The sequence below is a fragment of the Porphyromonas levii DSM 23370 genome, from assembly GCF_000379925.1.
GTDB classification, from domain to species: Bacteria; Bacteroidota; Bacteroidia; order Bacteroidales; family Porphyromonadaceae; genus Porphyromonas_A; species Porphyromonas_A levii.
On sequence record NZ_KB904305.1, the window covers coordinates 38267 to 55109 of the forward strand.

13 protein-coding genes, 1 tRNA gene and 2 pseudogenes are annotated in these 16843 nt (G+C 44.1%); 12 read left to right on the forward strand and 4 right to left on the reverse strand.

Annotation, left to right across the window (positions count from 1 at the left end; translation table 11 throughout):
* Window positions 1-51: 51 nt before the first annotated feature.
* From A3GG_RS12930 to A3GG_RS0110500, 3 genes are all read right to left on the reverse strand, one after another.
* Complete coding sequence (locus A3GG_RS12930) at window positions 52-819, reverse strand: toxin-antitoxin system YwqK family antitoxin (protein ID WP_018359247.1); 768 nt, start codon at window positions 817-819, stop codon at window positions 52-54.
* A 366-nt stretch (window positions 820-1185) separates the two neighbouring features.
* Window positions 1186-2979, reverse strand: a complete 1794-nt coding sequence (locus A3GG_RS0110495) for a toxin-antitoxin system YwqK family antitoxin (protein WP_018359248.1) — start codon at window positions 2977-2979, stop codon at window positions 1186-1188.
* 704 nt (window positions 2980-3683) lie between these two features.
* Window positions 3684-4622 carry a toprim domain-containing protein gene (locus A3GG_RS0110500; RefSeq protein WP_018359249.1) on the reverse strand — a complete coding sequence of 313 codons (939 nt, stop codon included), beginning with the start codon at window positions 4620-4622 and terminating at the stop codon, window positions 3684-3686.
* A gap of 431 nt (window positions 4623-5053) precedes the next feature.
* On the opposite strand from A3GG_RS0110500, the gene A3GG_RS0110505 reads away from it, so the two are divergent.
* From A3GG_RS0110505 to scpA, 12 genes and pseudogenes are all read left to right on the forward strand, one after another.
* Window positions 5054-5452: an HU family DNA-binding protein gene (locus tag A3GG_RS0110505; RefSeq protein ID WP_018359250.1), complete on the forward strand. Its 399-nt coding sequence runs from the start codon at window positions 5054-5056 to the stop codon at window positions 5450-5452.
* Between the two features lie 6 nt (window positions 5453-5458).
* Window positions 5459-6683: pseudogene (locus A3GG_RS12665) on the forward strand (anaerobic sulfatase-maturation protein).
* Window positions 6684-6812: 129 nt separating this feature from the next.
* Window positions 6813-6888 (forward strand) — tRNA-Gly (locus A3GG_RS0110515).
* A gap of 206 nt (window positions 6889-7094) precedes the next feature.
* On the forward strand, window positions 7095-7694 hold the full coding sequence (gene rbr, locus A3GG_RS0110520) for a rubrerythrin (protein WP_018359254.1): 600 nt from the start codon (window positions 7095-7097) through the stop codon (window positions 7692-7694).
* Window positions 7695-7840: 146 nt separating this feature from the next.
* Window positions 7841-8410: an RNA polymerase sigma factor gene (locus A3GG_RS0110525; protein ID WP_018359255.1), complete on the forward strand. Its 570-nt coding sequence runs from the start codon at window positions 7841-7843 to the stop codon at window positions 8408-8410.
* Entirely contained in the window at window positions 8389-9555 is a 1167-nt protein-coding gene (locus A3GG_RS0110530) for an outer membrane beta-barrel protein (protein ID WP_018359256.1), read from the forward strand. The genes A3GG_RS0110525 and A3GG_RS0110530 overlap by 22 nt, the downstream gene beginning before the upstream one ends.
* Window positions 9556-9609: 54 nt before the next feature.
* Window positions 9610-10038: a hypothetical protein gene (locus tag A3GG_RS0110535; protein ID WP_018359257.1), complete on the forward strand. Its 429-nt coding sequence runs from the start codon at window positions 9610-9612 to the stop codon at window positions 10036-10038.
* 24 nt (window positions 10039-10062) lie between these two features.
* Window positions 10063-10704 carry a hypothetical protein gene (locus tag A3GG_RS0110540; protein ID WP_134849563.1) on the forward strand — a complete coding sequence of 214 codons (642 nt, stop codon included), beginning with the start codon at window positions 10063-10065 and terminating at the stop codon, window positions 10702-10704.
* A 162-nt stretch (window positions 10705-10866) separates the two neighbouring features.
* Complete coding sequence (locus A3GG_RS0110545) at window positions 10867-11340, forward strand: Hsp20/alpha crystallin family protein (protein ID WP_018359259.1); 474 nt, start codon at window positions 10867-10869, stop codon at window positions 11338-11340.
* Between the two features lie 140 nt (window positions 11341-11480).
* Window positions 11481-12176 (forward strand): TapB family protein, encoded by a 696-nt coding sequence (locus A3GG_RS0110550; RefSeq protein ID WP_018359260.1) that lies wholly within the window; start codon window positions 11481-11483, stop codon window positions 12174-12176.
* Window positions 12177-12410: 234 nt separating this feature from the next.
* Window positions 12411-14282 carry a methylmalonyl-CoA mutase small subunit gene (mutA, locus tag A3GG_RS0110555; protein ID WP_018359261.1) on the forward strand — a complete coding sequence of 624 codons (1872 nt, stop codon included), beginning with the start codon at window positions 12411-12413 and terminating at the stop codon, window positions 14280-14282.
* A gap of 13 nt (window positions 14283-14295) precedes the next feature.
* Window positions 14296-16443, forward strand: a complete 2148-nt coding sequence (gene scpA, locus A3GG_RS0110560; protein ID WP_018359262.1) for a methylmalonyl-CoA mutase — start codon at window positions 14296-14298, stop codon at window positions 16441-16443.
* 128 nt (window positions 16444-16571) lie between these two features.
* Here the strand turns inward: scpA and A3GG_RS13780 are convergent.
* A pseudogene (locus tag A3GG_RS13780) lies at window positions 16572-16843 on the reverse strand (ISAs1 family transposase); the annotation flags it as partial.

A 16843-nucleotide genomic window follows, 5' to 3' on the forward strand; every position in this document is an offset into this window, starting at 1 on the left:
TACAAGTTCTTTTTTCTACAATTGTTACAAAGCACAAGAATATCACGAGAGTCAAAGACTTCGACCTCCCTTCTTTTTATTGGAGCTTAGATTAACACACTTACTCCCTACACGACTTTGAGCTGATGAATTCGAGACGCCTTTATTTTCAAAGGTCTTCCGAACCTTCTCTACTGCATCAATAAGCAAGCCATTCTGATAAGCACAACGATCAGACAACTGACCATTAGCGTGCCAACACTCATAGAGACCATCAAGTTTACCTTCCTTATAAGTACAGCGAATCCATGGTTGACCATTGTTATACCACATCTCAGAAAGACCATCTTGCATACCATTCTTATAACTAGAACGAATCCACGGACTACCATCCTCGTACCAATTTTCTAGTACACCCTCTCTTTTTCCGTTTTCCCAATGACCACGCTCTTCTTGCTGACCATTATCGTACCAGTATTCAACAACACCGTCTAGCTCTCCATCCTTGTAATGACTACGTTCGTCCATCTGACCATTAGGATGCCAAGCCTCACAGAGACCGACAGGCTTCCCATCTCTATAATTAATACGCTCTTCTAGCTGACCATTATCGTGCCAATGCTCAGAAAGTCCTTCTCTCCTCCCATCATTGTAATGGCAACGCTCCCGCAACTGACCATTAAACCACCACTCCTCGTAGAGGCCACTCTGTCGATTGCCCCGACAAAAAACACCCTTTCCTTTATCATACGACAAAGGACGATAATAGATTGCTCCACGCTCGGGGTGCTCATCATTCTTACGAATCTTTTCAAGGATCTTGTCTAATTCCTTATCCATACTAGTATATCTAATGTTACATAATTATATATACGGCAAAGATCAAGCAGAAATGCCACGACACCTCAAAGTGGGGTATCGTGGCATGCAATTTCTCTTTGAAAAGACGTTTTTTGTGTGTCAGCAACCACAAAGAATCAGTTCCCAACACGAAATAAGGGCGAACCTCCACACAAACCCATGAAAAAAGTGGAGATCCGCCCGATGAAACAACCGAACAAAAACGTCAATCCCTAACAATAGGATTCAAAACAATAACTGAGTAATAATAATTTATAAAACAAAGATCAACATAAAATTTAGTCAAGCCTCAAAATGGGGTATCGTGGCATACGATTTCTTCAAGAAGATGAAAAAAGATAAAATTCAAAGACCTCGACCTCCTTTCCGCTTAGGGGAAAGGATATTCAGTTGTTTCTCTTTTTTGCCTGCTTGAATACTAGCATCAACAGGCGTGAAGTCGTTAAGGACTTGACGACTTACCTCTTTACCCATGTCATAGATAATAGCGTCCACCTTCATATCGAGTCTAAGAATTTCACAAAGACCGTCTAGCTCTCCATCCTTGTAATGACTACGTTCGTCCATCTGACCATTAGAGCGCCACTTCTCGTAGAGACCGTCTTCCAGACCATTATTATAGTTAGATTGCTCAAACAACTGACCATTAGGATGCCAACGCTCATAGAGACCGTCAAACTTGTCTTCCTTATAATTGGCTCTGAAAGACAACTGACCATTATCGTGCCAATGCTCACAAAGACCATCTCGCCTCCCATTCTTCCAGTTATAGCGCTCAGTCAACTGACCATCCCTCTTCCACTCCTCATAAAGACCATCTCGCTTACCATTTTTCCAGTTAGAACGCTCTTCTAGCCGACCATTAGGATACCAACGTTCCTTGAGACCTTCCTGTCTCCCATTCTTCCAATGAGAGCGAATCCACGGACTACCATCCTCGAACCAATGCTCAGAAAGACCTTCCTTCTTGTCTTCCCTCCAACTAGAGCGCTCTTCTATCTGACCGTTCTTGTGCCAACTCTCAAAGAGACCATCATATTGACCATTCTTACAGTTATAGCGCTTCAACAACTGACCATTATCGTACCACTTCTCAAAGAGACCGACAGGCTTACCATTCTTATAAGTACCTCGAAATGCTAATCGTCCATCCTCGTACCAACGTTCAGAAAGTCCTTCTCTCCTCCCATCATTGTAATGGCAACGCTCATGCAACTGATTATTATCATACCACCCCTCACAAAGGCCATCCTTGTAGCCTTCCTTATATGTACAGCGATTAGCCAACTGACCATTAGGGTGCCAACCCTCATAAAGACCGTCCTCCTGACCATCCTTCCAATTAGAGCGCTCCCACAACTGGCCATTCTCATACCACTCCTCATAGAGACCATTCTGCCGATTTCCTTTATAAATATCTGACATCTCTACAATATCACCACACACACCAATCTCCAAGTCAGCCGATCGTCCCAACTCATCATCAGGAATTAAATAGTTTAGAAGAGGAACACCATCATGCGATTTGTCCTGACGATCCCACCACAAATCATCATAATCCTCATTCGCACAGAAAGCAATCAATTTTCCGTTCTCAAAAGCGACTTTCTTCTCACATCCATCATAGTGTTGCCAATAATCCCAAGCATCATCTGTGACACCACCTTCACCATCTCCTTGAAGCAAACACCAAGGGTTGGCATCCTCTCCGAAATGAGTGTCAACAATCCGTCGCATCGCAAATTGACCTTCAGGAGGGTCATCTACATCGTAGACCGTAATCCCATAACCGATCTCACGCTTATTACTTAGTTCGGGTACAGTATCAGGATTAACGGCACCTTCTCGCAACTTATATTTCTTGAAAGCCTCAATGAGAGACATCGGACTATCATAACTCATGGGATCAGCTTTCCCTCTACGTGCTATCTCCACCGCCTCATCAATCTTAGGCTGATCCTCAGGAACCCTTACTACACTCTTAGAAAACCATCGCCCTGTGAGTAGGGCGTTGACATTACGCATAGGAGAGATATATGTTAAGAAAGACATTTTATCCTCCTCTGATAAATCAAGACCTCTCCTTAGCCATATATCTACAGTCTCCAACACTCTCTTAGTCGCAACCTGTTCACTCATACTATATACGAATCATCTGTTCTAATTACACGTAAAGCAAAGGTCAAACAGAAATGTCACGAGACCTCAGAGTGGGGTATCGTGGCATGCAATTGTTTGAAAAAAAGGATTGAAAACTATCCGATCTTGAATGCGGAACAGAAATTCCAATATTACACGACAACCAGATTTCTGAAGCAAACTGGAGAGACAATTCGTCGTACATCGCATTTCTGTGACAGAAATACAAGCTATATCGTATTATAAAGCCGAAAATAGAATTTGCCTCAGACAAACACTAAATAGAAGTTTCTCTGAGAATAAGCATTTCTTTTGTTTTTACACACAACTTTGCGTATGTCAAAAGAGAAAAAGACAATATAAGTCTACTGAAAGGGAAATGGAGCCTAACTCAAAGAGTCGTTGAGAGAGTAAGCTCCGAAAAACAAAAGCTCGACAAGAGAAACAGAAATCCCATTTTATCGCTATCTGTTTCGACAATTCAATATACACATTATTTCTGCTCCGGAAATAACATGTACCTGTATTTTTCGTAGAATCAATCACACAAATAAAAGTAAAGTAAAGTATAGTAAATAATACCCCTATAATCCCCTATCAAAAACAAGAACTCAAAAGACGCATGAAGGGAGGAAGAAAAAGGAAGAAAAAATCTGGACCACCCCACTGAGGGGCAATCCAGAAAAAAGAAATGAACATCAAAATTATAAACCTCGACCTAATTTTTTACTCTCCTTAGGTGGAGGGTCTATGGCTTGCGATAGAGAAAGCATATCCACAATTTTCTCGTTGACGTCATTGAATGCTCCAAGCCACTTTCTACTATCCACGAAATTTGGCAAAGCTGAAGCAAGTTGTTCCGTAGCAGTTGTCCCAGGAACATCATTATCTAACAACCCAAAAACATGTTCATAATTTTTGAGCACGTCAATTGCCTGACGAACTAATCCAATTCCGTTAAGAACGACACAATCAAAATTGACACTCTCCCTATTCCTCATTTTTTGGGAAAGATAAGAAAGTGCATCCATGAACCCCTCGAAGACTACAGCAGCCTTACTTCCGCAATTACCAGACGGAAGAATTGATATATCTTTCGGAGCAAAACTCCTTTTAGCATACTGACTCCGAAGTTCATAACCTCCAGACCTATTGGCAAAACCAATTCCAAACAGTTTCTTGGTTCTATCTGGAGATAAATAGACCAACACACTCGTGTACTTTTGGGCAATAATAGGTTCAACACCTCTCGAAAGTAGATAATTCATAAGCACCGGATTGTTCAACGGATAAGAGGCAATAACCTTCTCGCTTTTCTCTTTTTCTACCCTACTTTCAGTAGGTCGTAGAGAAGAGGTTACAATTGGATTAGCACCCATAAAATCATCAAGACGTTGAAAAATCTCTCTCGTGTTACTCCGCGGAATATTCCAGAGACGAGAGCAAAAATCAAGTACACCACCCTTAACGTCAGGTGTTCCCCAATCAGTGAATACATTGCCTCGAACCTGAAAAGACGGACGCTTTTCATCCCTAAAAGGGCTAAGATACCAAAGAGAATCCCCTTTTTCAAAGACTGGCTCGTGCCCACAACGCCTTAGCAGACACTCCAAACTAATGTTGTCAAAATCAAAACGCTCCATACTATCACACATAAATGAATAATGTGACAAAGTACAACGTTGGATAAAAAGGGGCTAAAAGTGGGGTATCGTGGCATGAACCACGAAATAAAAATTAAAAAAGTTTGTGTGTTTACAATATTATACGTACATTTGCATCGTAGACATAAGTGTTCATAAACTTTTGTATGCTTTCACACGTTTGCTACAGAAAAGAGAGCGCAAGCGTAACCGACTAAAATTCAATAGATTAAAAAGATGTCTTTTTATATATACTAATTGACCAATTTATATATACTAATTGGGTGAATTAATATATATTAAATGGAGTGATTAGTATATATTAAATGGTCATGAGGTTAGGCAATTCGGCTCAGAATCGTTACCTTTGTGGTTGAAGTATGAATAACCATCGGGTAGGGCAAGCGCTCCCCCAATAAAAATTTAGGACTATGTCAATCAGTTACAGAGTAATCAAAGCAAAAAGTAATCTTCCTAATAAGGAGGGCAAAAATGAGTGTTACCGTGCGCAGGTGGTACAGAATCAGCAGGTGAGTCTTGATGAACTTGCCAAGTGGATTGAAGATACTTCGGCTCATTCGGCTTCGGATGTCAAGGCAATAGTGGAGCATTTGGCAGAAGCGGCTGTAAAGTATCTGAAGCTTGGACAAGGTGTAAGCCTAGGTGAGATTGGCTCCATGACCCCAACGGTTCAGAGTGATACTACAGAGACCAAGGGGGAGTTTACCTACCGTAATATCCGTAAGGTGGGTGTGCGCTTTACCCCCTCTTCGGTGTTTAAGAAAGGGTTGGAAGGAGTGCACTTTCATGATCTCGATGCTAAGGATTAAAGACCGATGAGTGGCGGTACTGTTGGTTTCCCTTTTGGGAGACCGCTATATACGATGGCAAAGTCGGCAGGTGCAGCGTGTAATCTAGGCTGTAAGTACTGCTATTATCTGGAGAAACCGAGTGTCTTGGCATATCAAGAGCCGAGCCAGATGATGAGTGACGAATTGCTGGAGCTTTTTATACGTCAATATATAGAGGCGCAAACCATGCCCGAGGTGAGCTTCCCCTGGCATGGGGGTGAGCCACTCTTGCGTCCGATCTCGTTTTATGAAAAAGCTCTATCACTACAGCTCCGTTATGCTGGAGGAAGAGTGGTTAGTAATAGCATCCAGACCAATGGCACGCTATTCACCGATGAGTGGTGCTAATTCCTCAGACGAAATAATTTTCTAGTCGGTATCTCCATGGATGGTACCTCTGCGATGCACGATAGGTACCGCAAGCACAAGGATGGCGTGAGCGGTTCGCACGCAGAGGTGCTGCGTGGTATAGAACTCCTGAAGCGGCATCAGGTGGAGTACAATATTATGGCGGTGATCAATGACTATAATGTGTCCGACCCTATTGGTTTCTATCGATACCTGAAAAGCTTGGGTAGTGACTTTATCCAATTTACCCCGATAGTAGAGCGAATATTGCCTGATGGGCACCTTGCTCATATTGAGAGCAGGGAATACAGCACGGTGCATGAGCACTCTGTATCCCCCGCTCGATGGGGCGATTTCCTGTGTGCTACGTTTAATGAGTGGGTGCGGCACGATGTAGGGCGGGTATTTGTGCAGCTCTTCGATGCTACGCTTACCAATTGGATGGGTGTAGCGCCAGGGCTCTATACTATGGCTCAATACTGCGGACATGCTGGAGCTTTGGAACATGATGGGACACTCTATTCCTGTGATCACTTTGTCTTCGATGCCTATATGCTAGGGAATATCCGAAGACAAAGTATTTCGGAGCTTATGAATAGCCCTCGACAGATCCGGTTTGGAAGGGATAAGTATGACTTCCTACCCCGTCAGTGTCGGGAGTGGCTGTATCTATTTGCTTGCTGGGGTGAGTGCCCTAAGAATCGGTTCGCCAGAGATCGTTATGGCGAGAGAGGACTCAATGTATATGTGTGAAGGATGCTACCAGTTCTTCGAGTATGTAGCACCTTATATGGATAGGATGAAGGAATTGCTTCAGAATCAGCTTCCACCCTCAAAAATTATGCAAGATATAAATAGCTGATTCCTAGAGTAGAAGAGAAAAGTGCTAAAGTTTTTCGCTAGAAAAGGCTGGAAATATTTGGTGGATTCAAATATTCATCGTACCTTTGCAGAGCAAAAGAGGGAAACGCTTCTAGCAAAGTTAGAAAATGCGGAAATAGCTCAGTTGGTAGAGCATAACCTTGCCAAGGTTAGGGTCGCGGGTTCGAGTCCCGTTTTCCGCTCCATTATAGAGCTCTAGTGATATTCACTGGAGCTCTTTTTCTTTGTGTATTGTTAGGTTGTATTGCCTTAGTACTAGGATACCTATATTTAGGTATTATTAGTGTGTATTTCCTTTGTTTTATTAGCCTTTTATTGGTATTTTTGCTTGAGATGAAAGGGGGCTGACTTTTTCAGAGCCCAAGCTAATAACATATTAAATAGTAGCAAAATGGAAAAGAAAAGTTTGAAAGGTACACAGACAGAGAAGAATCTGATTATGTCTTTCGCTAACGAGAGCCAGGCACACGCACGCTATAGCTTCTTCGCTAGCCAAGCTAAGAAAGAGAACTTCATTGAGGTGGAGGCATTTTTTCAGCAGACTGCAGATCAGGAGAAGGCTCACGCTAAGAGGTTCTTCAAGTTCTTGCAGGGTGGTATGGTCAATGTCAATGCAGAGTTCCCAGCAGGTGTGATTGGCAAGACTCTTGACAACCTAGAGATTTCAGCAAAATTAGAGTGGGAGGAGATGGAAAGCCTTTATCCAGGGTTTGCAGATGTTGCTGAGCAGGAGGGTTTTCCAGAGATTGCCGCAGCGTATCGCAATATAGCTATCGCAGAGGGCGAGCACTCTAGGGTTTACGCTGAGTTTGCAAAGCGTATCAAGGAGGATAAGATGTTTGTCAGCGATGAGGAGATTGTATGGCAGTGCCGCAAGTGTGGTTATCTTATGAAGGGTCTTGAGCCACCAGTAGTTTGTCCTGCTTGTGCTCACCCACGTGCACACTTCCAGAGGCATAGCGATGCGCCTATCGCACCTATTGGCTACTAATCTCCGAGATTAAGTATTTAATATGAGGGTGTGTCATAATGAATGACACACCCTTTTCTTGCTTATATTATGTTAGTATTGGAGAAGATTGATGCAGTATTTTGTAGGATAGGTTGTTATCCTAGTGTAAGGAGGAAGTGTAATGTATGAATAGTCAGCACAGCGAACAGTATATTGTAGGACTATTAGAGCAGCGACCCGAGGAGGCGTTTCGTCTGATCTATGACTTATATGCCCCTAGGTTAGTGAGTATAGCTTATAGGTATATAGGCGATAGGGATGCGGCCAAGGATATTCTGCAAGATGCGGTGTGTAAAGCCTATGATAAGAGGCAGACCTTTAGGTATCTGCAAGCTGGCGGACTATGGGGTTGGCTTAAGAGGATAGTGGTCAATCTATCGCTGAACCACCAAAAGAGTTTTGGTGTGAAGAACATGAACAGATATGAGGAGGGCAGCTATGATGATGTAGCACAGGATGACGATGAGAGTGTGGATATGCTCTCTGGTATTGATACTAAAGTCCTATACGATATGATTGCTGAGCTCCCAGATGGTTATAGAGTGGTGTTCAATATGTATGCAGTTGAAGGGTTTAGTCATAAAGAGATAGCCCAACAACTAGGGATAGGGGAGAAGAGTTCGTCTTCTCAGTATTTTAGAGCAAAGCAATTGCTAAAGAAAAAGATAGAGCAATGGATGAGAGAAAACCAATAGAGCCCAAGCAGCAGAGCTGGGAGGGGGCTTTGCGGGATAAGCTCGATAGTTTTGATTACCCAATAGGGGAGTTGCCCCCTCTAGTGTTGCCTACAGGTGTGAATCGTAAAGGTCGGTTTGCTCCTTGGTGGATTGTAGCAATCTCGGCAGCAGCATCGATATGCTTTGCTTTATTCTTCCCGCAAAAGCCCGAGGTAGTGATGTCGCCTTGTACGGCAACTGAGGTCGCTATTTCTGCGCAGTCTCCTAATGAGGAGGGTCAGATAGAGGATGCTTCTTTGGTGGCGAGCAATATAGATGTCCATGAAACAACTGTTCGTGAAACAACTGTTCGTGAAACAACTGTAGAGGATATGACTGATGTCAATAAAGCTGTAGTTGTTACGGATGATGTAGCGACAGAGAGGTCAGAGAAGACAACAGAGAAAAGCGAAGTTCGGGTAAGTAGGAAGCCAGAGGTGAGGGATAATGGGAATGTATGCACGAAGGGGAGTAGTGCTCCTATTTATACTACAAGGCAGATCGGAAATGCAAGTAATAGGGGAGTAGTTATAGCTTTCTGTGTGTCAGGGCAGGCGATGCGCAGCTCTAGAAACGAACCCGAGCCTCTTCTTACCTCTCTGTCACACGAGATAGATCAACTGTCATCGGGCAAGCAGAGCTATTCGGTGCGTGAGAAACTCCCTATCGAGGTCGGTGTCACTGCCATTGTCCCTATTACATCAAGGCTAAGTGTGGAGAGTGGGTTGCGGTATGCACTCAGACGATTTGAGGTGACTAGTTCTGGTCTATTTATGCCGGAGCAGTACGAAATGGATGTGCGCCAGATAGGTGTTCCTATTGGATTGCAATACGAACTGGTTCGCAAAGGTAATGTTGGACTGAATCTCTCCGCTGGGGTATCTGGCAATCTTCCTGTGGCTGTAGCGTTGCGTGGCAATTATCAGGAGGCGCAAAAGGCTCGTTTTTCCCTTGATAGCTATGCGACTCTTGGCGTAGATTATAATATCACAAGGGCTATATCGCTTGGGGTATCAGTGGGTGGCGCATATGATATTATCCCTATGAATAATCAGTTGTTTGAGGACTCGTCCTCTAGATTAAGGCTCAAAATGAACGTGGGTTTGAAGTTTAGGATACAGTAGTTCGTAGGGGGAAAAGGGTAACTAGGTATATTACTAATCAAATAACACGAAAAAATGGAGGAAAAAAGAAGTGTCGGCATGCTGTTGCTAGTGCTATGCCTTGTTTTGGGTCTGACCATGTGCAAGGGGGGAGAGCAACCAGCACCAGTAAAGAAGAGCTATCTGGCTCTATCCACAGAGGATATAACTCTGTCTGCAACAAGGGTTGCTAGTTTGGTGACCATAAAGTCTACCCAAGACTGGAAGAGTGATCTCAAAGCCTCTCTCCCGAGAGCGGAGGGAGCTTTGCTACCTGTATCTATTGGCGAAAAAGAGTGGTTGCGCATTACTCCAGCAATGGGTAAGGCAGGGGTGACCAATATGGTGGTCTCTGTAATCCAAGAGAAGCTGCCTACTGAGTCATCATCTACAATGGTAAAGTTCACTTCTATCGATGGCACGCTTTCAAGGAGTCTGACGGTGAAGTATGAACCAAAGAAGTAATTCACACCAAAATTGATTATGTCTATGAATAAGATGAGTATTATACAGTGGGGCACGGTGGGGGCATTGTTGACCCTCCTCTTTTCGAGTTGCCTTAATATGAATGGTTACCAGCCTATGGAGGTGCAAAGGTATCACATGGGCAGTGCTATGGTCAACGACAAACCTTATGAGCATGTGGTCTACTTTAGCCAGTATGGTAGTCTGGATAACCCATTCCTAAGGAGTAATAGAATGGATAACATGGTGTTATTCCCAATACTCCTCAGTCCAGCTGGTGGTGATCAAAAGACCGATGTTGCGTATACGATACTACTTTGTATTGATGCCAAGGAAGGTATACCTGTACTTAATAAGCCATATACTATTGTCCGTAATAGTTTATTGGATAAGGCGAGAAATTCGGACGAGATTATGCGGTTATTCATCAGTCAGCGCTCCAAGCTACTTACAGAGGGGGCAGAGGGTATTGCTGTAGTCTATGACTACGCCAATAGGCTTAGAGTATCGGCAAGTGGTACGGTAACCTTTACTTCATTTGATATGGTTCTAAAGAACTGTAGTGGCACCTATACTTTCAATACGGAGGAGCCGAAGGACAAGGTACTGGTATTTAAGAATGGTACGATAGCTACAAGGATTGCTAGAGATAACCGAATGTTGTAGGTCTTTTTGTCACCAATCACTGCCAAGGATAAATCTTTGTCGTGACAAGTAGTGTGGGTGTCAGGTCTTTTTGTCTAAATCGTTATATGGCAAGACGATTGCACTTATAGGGATGTAAGTGTGAACGATATTACTAATAACAAAATAATAGACAGAAACGATATGGGACGTACAATATTTGATGTGATGGATCAGCTTTTTGATGATAACTTCGTAAGACCAGTTGCCACAGTAAAGCGCAGTGCTGCACCTATGCTCAACGTTATGGAGAATGAGGATGCGTATACCCTCCAGGTAGCAGCTCCAGGATTTACTAGAGAAGAGGTAGCCGTAAAGCTAGACGAGGAGGAGGCTCTCGTTATCTCTATTCAGAAGAAGAGCGAGAAGGCGGTTAATGACGAAGCATCAGAGACTCAGTCCGAGAGCAAGGAAGTGACAAAGGTGGAGGAGAAGCCTACACGTTATCTACGTAGGGAGTTTACACACCAGAGCTTCGCTCAGCGCTTACTACTCCCTGAGGATGCAGATAAGGAGAATATCTCTGCCAAGATGGAAAATGGAATGCTAGAGGTAGTCATCCCTAAGATCAAGGAAGAGGTTAAGACACCTATAGAGCGCGTAATTACTATTGGGTAACAGTAGATGATTAGGTTTGTTGATTAAAGTTGGTTAGTTTGAGTTTGGAAGCTACCAAGGTGTATTGAGCATCTTGGTAGCTTTTTTAGGTAGAAAAGGGTAGCTTTGTGGATGCGTCCCTATTGACGTAATATACTTTTATGAGAAAATTTATCTATGCTATTATGGGTCTTTTTATCTCTTTGGCGTCTAGTGCTCAAGCTTTTTTGCCAACAGACCCTATCGGTACTACCCTTCAGTATGAAGTGACTAAGAGAGATACCGTGACAAACTCTTATTATGTCTTGAAAGGGCTTAAGAAGTCTCCACAGGGGCTTTGGATGGAGGTAGAAATAGAGGGAAGCCTGAAGGATAAGAAGGGGGAGAGGGTAGTATTGAAGATCCTTCACAAACCAAACGCTCTTGCCATGGATATTGGGCGGTTGATTACTGATGCTATTGAGATGGACAAAGAAGCGGCAGAGAAACTCCAGGCAAGTGCTAAGGGGGAGTTACTTTCGATCCCTCTGCAGAATACAAATGATAAGTTACCTTTGGAAAAGTCTAAAATCTACATCAAGGTATCTCGTATAATAACCGTGAGTATCAATATGGGATGGAAGGAGAAGGCAATAGTAGGGCGAGAAACGCTAGACCTTCCTATTGGTAAGTACGAAACCTTTGTGATGAAGGGTAGGGTGCATGTAGATTTCGGTATAGGTATTCTGAGGAAGGGCATAGACATCAACTATACTTTCTGGATAGCCCCTGGGGTAGGCGTAGTGAAGTATGAACGTAAGGCTATGGACTCTAAGGAGACCTGTCGATTGGTAAAGAAGATACTGCCACAGAGCTAGGTGTTGCCATTTTGTAGCCGTTCGGTTGCTTTCACTGGTATTTAGTGATTATTTCCTTGTAAGTTAGCTATATTTTGTGTTTCTTTGTGGTAGCTTATTAGGGATATAATTATTCATTTCTCCTTAGACGTGCAGTAAGGGACACTACGGAGGAACAACCCAATGGATAGATTACTACTGAGCTAATGGTAGATTTGTGTGAGAATAAGGTCAAAGAAGATATCATAAAAATTTATGAAGCAAATGAAAGAGAAACTATTTAGCGAGTTTCCTCCTATTTCCACTGAAGAGTGGATGGAAGTAGTTACTCGTGATCTCAAGGGCGCTCCATTCGAGAAGAAGTTGGTATGGCGTACCAAGGAGGGTATCGATGTGCAGCCTTTCTATAGGGCTGAGGATATTGAGCAACTCCCAACCAAGGATGTATTGCCAGGTGAGTTCCCATACGTGAGGGGAACAAAGGCTGACAACAAGTGGTTGGTACGTCAGGAAATCGCAGTTATTGCAGACCCTCAGAGCATCAATCAGGAGATTAAGAGGCTGATGGATCGTGGAGTGAATAGCATTGGCTTTCACTTTGAGGACGAATTGGTCAGTGCTGAGACTATCAAGACATTATTGACGGGAGTGGAATTGTCTCTACTCGAGGTAAATTTCTATGCTCGCCATCTGCTCTCCGTGCAGCTAATAGAGGCTGTGAAGGAAGGACTACAAGCGATAGGAGCTGACCTTAATGAGGTTCGTGGATCATTCGGATTCAATCCATTTAGGCATGTACTTGGAAAGGGCGCTCGTTGGGCTGAGTGGCTAGAAACTTCTGTAGCGGTTCTGAAGGCAGCGGAGCCACTAAAGCAGTTTGCATGCTTCACTTTCCAGAGCTCAGACCTAGTTAATGCTGGTGCTTATATTTATCAGGAGCTAGGTTATGCCCTTGCAGCTGGTGCAGATATGTTGGCTAAGATAGCAGAGAAGAGCGGTAAGAGTTCCTCTGAAGTAGCTGAGCGGATGCGCTTTGATATGGGTATCGGGTCTAATTACTTCATGGAGATAGCTAAGTTTAGGGCTATGCGTTGGCTCTGGGCGCTCATCGTAAAGGCAAATGATGCTAATGCGAGTCAGCGAGCTATGAAGGTAGTTGTCAATGCTGAAACTACTTGGTGGAATAAGTCTATCTACGATGCATACGTGAACCTCCTCCGTACTATGACCGAGAGCATGAGTGCTACTATAGCTGGTGTACACTCAGTCTTGGTACATCCGTTCGATAAGCATTACAATCCTGCAGGTAGTGACTTTAGTCACCGTATTGCTCGTAATCAGCAGCTTCTCCTGAAGGAGGAGTGCCACTTCGATAAGGTGGTGGATCCTGCTGGAGGTTCTTACTATATCGAGCACCTTACCGAGGCTATCGCTGAGCAAGCATGGAAGCTCTTCTTAGAGGTAGAGGAGCAAGGTGGATTTGCTAAGCTCGCCGATGAAGGTCAGATTCAAGAGGCAGTAAATGCGTCTAACAATGCTCGCCATAAGGCGATTGCTACCCGTCGAGAGAATATACTAGGTACCAACATCTTCCCTAACTTTACGGAGAAAGCTACTGAGGAAACAAAAAGGGTAGATAATAGCAAGAAGGAGGGCGTAGAGGTAACTGCGCTCGACAAGCGCCGTGGTGCTTCTGACTTTGAGGAGCTTCGTCTCTCTACCGAGGCTAGTGGTAAGACCCCTAAGGTATTTATGCTTACTATTGGCAACCTCGCTATGAGGCTAGCGCGCTCACAGTTTAGCTCCAACTTCTTCGCTACTGCAGGCTATCAATTGATTGATAACCTAGGATTTGAGACCGTAGCTGAGGGTGTTGAGGCAGCAAAGAAAGCCAACGCAGATATCGTAGTCCTCTGTTCAAGCGATGATGAGTATGCGGAGTATGGTCCGCAGGCTTATGAGCTTCTTAAGGGAGAAATACCACTGGTTATCGCAGGTGCTCCAGCATGCATGGAGGAACTACAGGCTAAGGGTATTGAGCACTTTGTCCACGTGAAGGTGAATGTATTGGAGACAATGCAGAAGTTCAACGAGCTTATGGGTATCAAGCCAAGAAGCGCAAAGTAAGAGGAAGGACGATATGAAACCAACATACAAAGACATTAACATCCTAGAAGGTGGATGGGCACAGCCTAGTGTGGCTGAGTTTAATAAGCAGAACGGCATCGGATATGACTGGAAGACCCCAGAGCTTATCGATGTAAAGAGTGTATATACAAAGGAAGATCTTGAAGGCATGGAGCACCTCCAGTACGCAGCTGGTGTGCCACCATATCTACGTGGTCCATATAGTACGATGTACACGATGAGGCCTTGGACTATCCGACAGTATGCAGGATTCTCAACCGCCGAGGAGTCCAATGCATTCTATCGTCGTAATCTAGCAAGTGGTCAGAAGGGTCTCTCAGTAGCGTTTGACCTCCCAACGCACCGTGGCTATAATGCAGATAACGAGCGCGTAGAGGGTGATGTGGGTAAGGCAGGAGTATCTATTTGTTCTCTCGAGGATATGAAGATACTATTTGATGGTATTCCATTGAATAAGATGTCGGTATCCATGACGATGAACGGTGCTGTGCTTCCTATTCTTGCTTTCTATATCGTAGCTGGTCTAGAGCAGGGCGCAAAGCAAGAGGAAATGGCAGGAACCATTCAGAATGATATCCTAAAGGAGTTCATGGTGCGTAATACGTATATCTACCCACCAGAGTTTTCAATGCGTATTATCGCAGATATCTTTGAGTACACTTCGCAGAATATGCCGAAGTTCAACTCTATCTCTATCTCAGGTTATCACATGCAAGAGGCAGGTGCTACGGCAGATATCGAGATGGCATACACTCTTGCCGATGGTATGGAGTACCTCCGTGCTGGTATAAAGGCAGGTATGGATATCGATAAGTTCGCTCCACGTTTGTCGTTCTTCTGGGCTATTGGTATGAACCACTTCATGGAGATTGCCAAGATGAGAGCCGCACGTATGATTTGGGCAAAGATAACCAAGAGTCTAGGTGCAAAGAACCCCAAGTCTATGGCACTACGTACACATAGCCAGACCTCTGGTTGGTCACTTACAGAGCAAGACCCATTTAATAATGTAGGTCGTACTTGTATAGAAGCAATGGGTGCAGCCCTTGGTCATACTCAGTCGCTTCATACCAATGCGCTTGATGAGGCTATTGCACTGCCTACCGATTTCTCTGCTCGTATCGCTCGTAATACTCAGATATACATCCAAGAGGAGACCAATGTTACCCGTGAAGTAGATCCATGGGCAGGCTCTTATTACGTTGAGAGCCTTACCAACGAGCTTGTACACAAAGCTTGGGAGCATATCCAAGAGATAGAGAATATGGGCGGTATGGCAAAGGCTATTGAGAGCGGACTTCCAAAGCTCCGTATCGAGGAAGCAGCTGCACGAACTCAGGCTCGTATTGACTCTAAGAACCAGATTATCGTGGGTGTAAATAAGTATCGCCTCGAAAAGGAGGATCCAATTGATATCCTTGAGGTCGATAATACTGCAGTACGTACCCAGCAGATAGATCGCCTAAAGCAGCTTCGCAGTAATCGCGATGAGGCTGCAGTGCAGAAGGCTCTAGCTGCCATCACCGAAGCAGTACGTACCAAGACTGGCAACCTCCTTGAGCTCGCAGTAGAAGCAGCTAAGGTAAGGGCTTCACTAGGAGAGATTTCAGATGCTTGCGAAGAAGTCGTAGGGCGTTACAAAGCTATTATTCGTACTATTTCAGGAGTGTATTCATCAGAGACAAGCACTGATCCTAACTTCGCTGAGGCTGTTCGCCTCGTAGAGGAGTTTGCGAAGAAAGAGGGTCGTCAGCCACGTGTAATGATTGCCAAGATGGGACAGGATGGTCACGATCGTGGTGCGAAGGTAGTTGCCACTGGCTATGCCGACGTAGGTTTTGATGTGGATATGGGACCTCTATTCCAAACCCCAGCTGAGGCAGCGCGTGATGCTGTAGAGAACGATGTGAACGTCCTAGGCGTTTCTTCTCTCGCTGCTGGACACAAGACCCTAGTGCCTCAGGTTATTGCTGAGCTCAAGAAGCTCGGTCGCGAGGATATTATCGTTATTGCTGGAGGTGTCATCCCAGCTCAGGATTATGACTTCCTCTACAAAGCTGGTGTCGCAGCTATCTTTGGTCCTGGGACATCTGTGTCCAAGGCTGCTATCGAGATCATGAAGATTCTTCTAGCACAGTAATCTATAGAAGTACAACGAACGAAGGGGGATTGCTTCCAACAGAGGCAATCCCCCTTTATATTGTCTGGTGAGGTGTAGTGGTTTTGAGGAAATGGGTATCTTTGGGCAGGGCAATCGCATTTGAATTATCATAGATAGTTGTATTCGAGTATCTGAGAAGGTTTCATAGTTGCGTTCCTCTTTCTTAGGTTTTTCATTGGAATTTTTGTTTTCTCTTTTTGCTTTTCGAGGAAGAAGAGAGCTATCTTGTTGATTATATTCCAGTTCTTCGCTTCGTTGTCCTTTCTCTTTAACGATTGGTCTTCACCGAGAATAACATCAAGACAATAGTGTAAGTTATTCTCTACCGCCCAATGATCTCTAATGAGAGAAAACACCTTTTTAGGGTCAGTTAGCGATG